This window comes from Staphylococcus equorum, assembly GCF_001747895.1.
In the GTDB taxonomy this organism is placed as follows: Bacteria; Bacillota; Bacilli; order Staphylococcales; family Staphylococcaceae; genus Staphylococcus; species Staphylococcus equorum_A.
In genome coordinates, this window is record NZ_LNNB01000018.1 from 141,311 (window position 1) to 147,873 (window position 6,563).

Below are 6,563 nucleotides of genomic sequence, written 5' to 3' on the forward strand. Positions count from 1 at the left end.
TCCTCCATTTGCACTTATAAGTTCAATTATTGTTTTTCGTTGCTACTTACATCTTGTGTTTGATCGATATCATTTTTAAGCGCAGCTTCTTCATTTTCTAGATCATTATTCTTAGACATCTCATTTTGTTCAAAAGCATAAGTTTTCTTTTGATCTGAGACGTTCTCAAGCATCTTAGTTAAATTAAAACCAGTCATTTGGTTTAAACCTTCTTCAGCGTTAGCCATTTGAGCAATAATACCGTTTGATAAAGAATTAACACCATCACCGTTTCCCCCATCAAGAATACGGATATTCTCAACGTTAGATAATGGTTCAGCAATTGCTCTAGCAAACTCAGGCATTGTTTTAATCATCAATTCAGCTAACATAACGTCTTTATTTTCCGCAAGCGCATTTGCTCTTTCTCTTAAGCCATCTGCTTTTGCTTTTTCTTGTTCTCTAATAACTTCAGCTTCAGCTTTACCTTCCTTGATACGTGATTCGTAAGATGCTTCGGATTGTTTAATCATAATTGCTGCATCTGTTTCGGATTGTTGGCGGCGTACGTCATCTTTTTGACGTTGAATATGAACGTCATTCTCACGCTCCATTTGGATTAAGTGTAATTCGTTTTCTTTCTCAGTACGTTCAACATGCAATTGTTTTTCTTTAATTTCTAAAGCTCTAGATTCTTTCTCTAATTGACCAGAAGCTTCGGCTTGCGCTTGAGCTTTATTTGTTTCACTCAAGATTGATTGTTCTTTTAAATCTTTCTCTCTACGAGAATCAGCTACGTTCATTTGGCGAGAAATCTTTTCCTTCTCGGTTAATTCCGTATTTTCTGCTATTTTCATTTCAGTTTCTCGTGAAGCATCACTTTCAGCAATATCTGCCTTTTTCTTAATCTTAGCAATCTCAGGTTTACCTAAGTTTTCTAAGTAGCCTTCGTTGTCACTAATGTCAGATAGTCCTAATGAAGTAATACTAAAGCCCATATTGTTGAGTTGCCCTTGAGCAACCTCGGTTACTTTATTATTGAATGCTTCTCTGTCTGAGTTGATTTCTTCAACTGTCATTTTAGATAAGATAGCTCGTAAATTTGTATTCAAAACTTGCGATATTTCATCAGATACTTCATCTTTTGACTTGCCTAAGAATTGTTCAGCATATTTAACAATACCTTGTAATTGATCGGCAACTTTAACTGTAGCCACCGCCTCAGCTTCGATGCCAACACCAGCTTTAGTCCAAACAACAGGTGTTTTGATTTCTAACTGAAATGATTTTAGTGAAACTCGCGTTGATGATTGGAACATTTTCATTCTATAACCACCACCACGTACTACTCTCATGTGACGTCCTTCATCATCTTGATAAACATTGGACTCAGATTTTGGATCGCCGATGTTAGGTCCTGTAATGATTAAAGCTTCATTTGATGGAACTGTCTTAAATCTTGCTTTCATGTATAGGTACCAAATTAGACCTCCAAATACTACAAGTCCAATTATGGTAGCAATTGTAATTAATATAAATATATTCATATGGGTATTCTCCTAATTCTTTTTGAATTTAATAAACGTTACACATCTTTTAACGAATTTCGATATGATCTATCTTGTTTTTATTGATTTTGGAGTGACTTCGTTATTGTTAATGAACTACATTTTTGTTTTTTGAATAAATTAAATTTATGATTAACCATATGAGTTGCATTACGAAAGGTAGCAAGAAAAAAACAGCTAATATTGCTATGTTAATCCATTTAAGTTCAATTGTTTGAATAGCACCAGTAGCATCGACTTCTCTGAACCAAACCATAAATGATAGGATTAAAAACGCTGAAAATTCGAGTACGCTGACAATCCACCAAAAAATCCATGAAAATTTCATATTATCATCCTTTTATTATTAAATATTTCATTACATAACTAAGAAGCAAGCGCATCAAAATACATAAGGTTAGAATTAAATCAAACGTATAGTGAAAATTTAATAATTGGCTAGTTAGAATCAGTTTCTTTTTCAGTATTGAAAAACATATCGTAAATAAATGAAATAACGCCAAGTATAAAGCCAAGAACAATTAATCCATTTAAATTTTGACTATCGTATATATTAACCCAATCCAGATGACCTAACTTATTCCAATATTTATTAAGACTTAGATTAGGATTTATATAATTTAATAAAGTCGCTAATATAAAAGTGAACATAACAATGAAAATGAAATCTTTTATTGCGTCTAAAAATCTATGCTTCATACTTCATACCTCGTTTTTATACATATTTAGTATTTTTTATTCCATTTTTTTAGAACAGCTGACATCAAAGCACTTAGAAAAGTAATTAAAATTAATACACTCATGATAATTGAACTCGTACCACTGACAGTAAAGCCCATTTCGAAATTACCATTAGCGTCTGCATTTAAATAAAAATTCAAAATTACAATGATTATTGCTCCTATAAAAGCAATAATGCCCAGTAAATCAAAAGCTAATTTAGTATAAGGATATTGAATGTTTTTAGTTAACATATATATGTATTCCTTTCTTCTCATAAAATATCGTTTATTTATTGCTGTTTTTGTTTAAAAATACAACAAAATAACACATGCTTATAATCAGCCATGTGGCGATTATTGTGATACATAAAGTAATCATTTAAAGTACCCCTTTATAAAACTACTTATTTTGATACTTTTCTACTTAATTGAAAACAAAATCGACTATGTGATGGATGGCAAAACCTACAATGGCAGCTAGGATGATGAGAATAAATATACTCATTTACAACATTTGAGAAACGAGGTTCTAAGTTAAAAGTGTAATAATGATAAAGATGACTAACATTAAAGAAGCAATGCTTCCTATGATTGTTTTCGATATAAGATTCCCAATTAAGTAAGAAGTGAATGTCAAAAGAGCCGTAACAAAAGCTGCATTCTTTAATATAGAATCTCCGTTGTTTGAATCTAAGACAAATCGAAGTATAAACAATACAATAGTTAAACAGCCTAAAATGTTACCGATCATAGCGAGTTTCTTTATCTTTTCCATTTTCGCTTTTTCCTCAGTCATTAGTTTACCTCCTTAAGACTTAATTGAGTTGTATTAATTTAAATTATCATTACTATTCTCTGGTTTCAGAAAAATAAAACAGTTATAGATGGAAATCACTCAAGAAATACTTAAAATTCTCAGAAGAATATAATCTTTATTCGAAAACAATTTAGGTATATAAACAACCAGAGTGATAACGAAAATAATATTAATCGCAATTGTTATTAATTTAGTTTTTCTCATAGTAAGATTTGCCTTTCTTTTTAAGTTTGCTATCCAAAAACATTATTATAAATATGAAAATGATATAACAGACAATAAACGCAATATTCAAATCTTTATCTAAATGCCAATACATAAGGGCAAACATTGTAATTGATAGAATTAGTTTTATAGAAAATATAAATCATTTCATATTCAAACTATCCTTAGTTTTTTTATTTGTTGTTCGTTTTATTCCACTTTTTAGAGGAAACGATATCATTGAAAGTGTCTATTGTTATAAAACATAAAACAAATGTTAATGATCATCCTGAAGTAATCCTATCTGTGATAATAGTAAAATACCGTAAACTAAAGTGTGGAAGTATGTTCTCAATTTCACATGATCTTCTTGTTAGTGTTTTCCATAAATCGAATTTTCAATATGTAAACTTTTAAATTCTCATACTAATTAATATTAACAAAATTAATATTTCAATGAAATACTAATTTTATAGGAATGGTAATTTTTATTTTTAAAAATATATTTTTTTAGGGAGTATTGTCAGGAAAAATATAAAATGAATATTAGTAATTAAGTTAACTTTGTTATTAGCATCTTTTAGTAATGGAGAATAAGAAGATAATGAATACGAACAAGAATCCAAAGCAACGGGAACTCTCAAAAAGTGTTTTTTAAGTCAAAAAGTGACAAAATGATCGACAAAAGATGATGAAAATTTCAAACAGTTTATAGAGAATAATAAATTACCAAGGGTATATGAAAAGGGTAGTTTAGGAGTAAGTAATTATGTAATTTCTTTGAGGGACTTAATGAATAAGATTAACGAAAAAGTAGATGAATCAATGGGTGATTCTAATACAGGTAAGAAGAAAATTAAGAGTGCTGGTAAAAACAAAAGAGATCAATGCTAAATATAAAGAGCGAGTTAATGGTAAACAGGAAGTAGAAGTAAAAGATTTCTTAGATAAAAATGAAATACTAATGCTTTTAAATAAAGATTAAGGGAGTGTTGTAACTATGATACTTGAAGGCGCTATGTTGCAAGTTAAAAAAGATTTGGAAAATGATTTTGAACAGTCTTTTAAAGAAGCTTCAAAAATTATTCGTTCAATGGATGGTTATATAAGTCATACTTTGAATAGATGCTATGAGGAGAAGGGTAAATATTTATTATTAGTTAATTGGAAGACACTAGAAGATCATACGATTGGTTTTCGGAAATCTCCTGAATATGAGAATTGGAAAGATTTATTGCATCACTACTATGACCCCTTTCCAATAGTTGAACATTTTCAAAAAATGGACATTTAATTCATCGTTATCAAGTTTTAAGTAAATCAGTTGGAAATAAGGAATCAAAAGTAGATGTGTAACAAAACTATTTGAAGAAAAAAATCACTTATAAAACAAAGATAACCCCAAGGTTGGTGAGGCGCAGCTGCCATGTTTTCTAAAAAAAGAAGATTTTTAAGTAGAGGATAAGTTTATTAATAGTAACTTTTCACTTCATAGGACAATATAAATATACTTGTCGTCAACAATCTAACTGTTAAATTAAGACTTATAAACATTGGTTGAATAATTTTAAGTGTAATGACTTTAAATAACTAAGCACCTCAAAATAATTATTTTCTTAACTTATTCACAACATATTAATCTTCAGTTTTTGTAAAATAATCTAAAATATTATAACTTTTTGAAATTTAGTAGTATAGTTTGTAATTAAAATATATATTAGGCGGGAAAATTATGAAAAGCACTAACCAAAATAGAGCGAACTTAGTAGTAGATAACCTATTAAATAAAGAAACTTACTTTTCTATAAGTACCTTTTGGATATTATTAATGTTGAGAAACCTTTTTGTTCATGGCACATCTCACTTTCAGTTTGATGCAAATATATTCTTTGAACTTTGTTTTTTTCTTGTACCTACAGCATTTATTTCATCAAATAAAATAATGAAAAATACTAACGTTAAAGATATTTTTAACAAAAACGTGACTTCTTTCTTAATTTTTATATGTCTTGTTTTTACTATTGTTGGTATAAGTGGTATAGCTATATCTAATTATTATATTCCTTGGTCACTCGTTGCTCTTCCAATTAATATGGTCGGATTATTATTTATTATATGTGGTTTATTCATTTTTTGGGTTATGGTTCAAATTAAATATCTAGTAAATGAAAATATTTAACAATTCTATAATTACAAAACGTCATCTACTAATATAGTAAATGACGTCAGACTGTTGGTAACGTCACTTAGTCATTTCAAAATCAAATTTCGCCTTAATCTCAAAAAATTGTATCAGTCCTCTTTGACAAAGAGGCAGCAAAAGCAATCAGATTTTCAACTCTAGACGCTATATGTAATGCGCTTGATTGCCAACCAGCTGATATCATGGAATATACTAATGAAGAAACAGAAAGTTAAATATAACTTAAATGTGACAATGTCTCTCTTTTTAACACCTGCAGTTTCTCTTATTTTGGCGTATTTATTACTTGGAGAAGTTCCAAGTATAGTAGCTATTTTAGGTGGTATTATTACTTTGATAGGTGTAACTATAACTTGTAATTATTCAACAGAAAGCGTTTGGTTTATTTTTTAATACAAAAAACTATTATCAATTAAGGGATAGCCTTTTACTTGTTTATTTTAACTTACTGAAAGCCTATATGTTTACCAGATTCCCTGATGGTATAATAATGGTGTCGCCTATCTCTCAGGCGTCTAATTGATGTAGAGAGGAGGTGTATAAAGTGATGCTTATTTTCGTTCACATCCTAGCGCCAGTCATCAGCGGCTGTGCCATAGCGTATTTTACTTATTGGCTAAGTAAACGCAATAAAAATAGGTGACATTAAGCCACACCAACAAAATCCCCTCACTATTGCGAGTAGTGAGGGGATTGGTGTATAAGTGAATACTTATTTTCGTTACATATATTTTACCATGATAGGATAGGGAATGTAAAATAAACTAAGAACCACTAGATAAAAATTTAAATGTTTGAAAAAGTAAAGTTTCTATCCCAACGATACATGTGACAATTTTAACTATTTGGACATCATCTCATTTAATCGTTTATGGACACTTATTCCTCGTAAATGAAGTCTAATTCTTGATGCAAATAAACGTGTCTCTCATCATCTAAAACTCATGTTTTCGTTGCTTGTGATACATTTTGATTATAAGACAAGTTTATAGACTTAAATATCCAAGAAAATCTCTTACTAGTAAGTTAAGAGGGTTTGTGTAAATAACGAACGTTTTAAGTTTTGGGAG

The 6,563-nt window shown here is 29.5% G+C and carries 9 protein-coding genes and 1 pseudogene; 5 read left to right on the forward strand and 5 right to left on the reverse strand.

Going from position 1 to position 6,563, the window contains the following annotated elements; genetic code table 11:
* Positions 1–26: 26 nt before the first annotated feature.
* The 5 genes from AST02_RS08595 to AST02_RS08615 form a co-directional block, all read right to left on the reverse strand.
* Positions 27–1,526: a flotillin family protein gene (locus AST02_RS08595; protein WP_069817394.1), complete on the reverse strand. Its 1,500-nt coding sequence runs from the start codon at positions 1,524–1,526 to the stop codon at positions 27–29.
* A gap of 109 nt (positions 1,527–1,635) precedes the next feature.
* Positions 1,636–1,875, reverse strand: coding sequence for a DUF3923 family protein (locus AST02_RS08600; protein ID WP_069817396.1), 240 nt, complete (start codon positions 1,873–1,875; stop codon positions 1,636–1,638).
* A 110-nt stretch (positions 1,876–1,985) separates the two neighbouring features.
* Positions 1,986–2,246, reverse strand: coding sequence for a hypothetical protein (locus AST02_RS08605; protein WP_069817398.1), 261 nt, complete (start codon positions 2,244–2,246; stop codon positions 1,986–1,988).
* 26 nt (positions 2,247–2,272) lie between these two features.
* Positions 2,273–2,521: a hypothetical protein gene (locus AST02_RS08610; RefSeq protein ID WP_069817400.1), complete on the reverse strand. Its 249-nt coding sequence runs from the start codon at positions 2,519–2,521 to the stop codon at positions 2,273–2,275.
* 277 nt (positions 2,522–2,798) lie between these two features.
* Positions 2,799–3,065, reverse strand: coding sequence for a hypothetical protein (locus AST02_RS08615; RefSeq protein ID WP_069817402.1), 267 nt, complete (start codon positions 3,063–3,065; stop codon positions 2,799–2,801).
* 1,225 nt (positions 3,066–4,290) lie between these two features.
* On the opposite strand from AST02_RS08615, the gene AST02_RS08620 reads away from it, so the two are divergent.
* From AST02_RS08620 to AST02_RS14230, 5 genes and pseudogenes are all read left to right on the forward strand, one after another.
* Positions 4,291–4,584 carry an antibiotic biosynthesis monooxygenase family protein gene (locus AST02_RS08620; RefSeq protein ID WP_069817404.1) on the forward strand — a complete coding sequence of 98 codons (294 nt, stop codon included), beginning with the start codon at positions 4,291–4,293 and terminating at the stop codon, positions 4,582–4,584.
* A 438-nt stretch (positions 4,585–5,022) separates the two neighbouring features.
* Positions 5,023–5,469 (forward strand): hypothetical protein, encoded by a 447-nt coding sequence (locus AST02_RS08625; RefSeq protein ID WP_069817406.1) that lies wholly within the window; start codon positions 5,023–5,025, stop codon positions 5,467–5,469.
* 137 nt (positions 5,470–5,606) lie between these two features.
* Positions 5,607–5,708: pseudogene (locus AST02_RS14125) on the forward strand (helix-turn-helix domain-containing protein); the annotation flags it as partial.
* A complete protein-coding gene (locus AST02_RS08630) occupies positions 5,689–5,886 on the forward strand; it encodes an EamA family transporter (RefSeq protein ID WP_069817408.1) in 198 nt (65 codons plus the stop codon). The pseudogene AST02_RS14125 and the gene AST02_RS08630, both read left to right, overlap by 20 nt.
* Before the next feature lie 151 nt (positions 5,887–6,037).
* A complete protein-coding gene (locus AST02_RS14230; RefSeq protein ID WP_107517259.1) occupies positions 6,038–6,136 on the forward strand; it encodes a type I toxin-antitoxin system Fst family toxin in 99 nt (32 codons plus the stop codon).
* Positions 6,137–6,563: the final 427 nt, after the last annotated feature.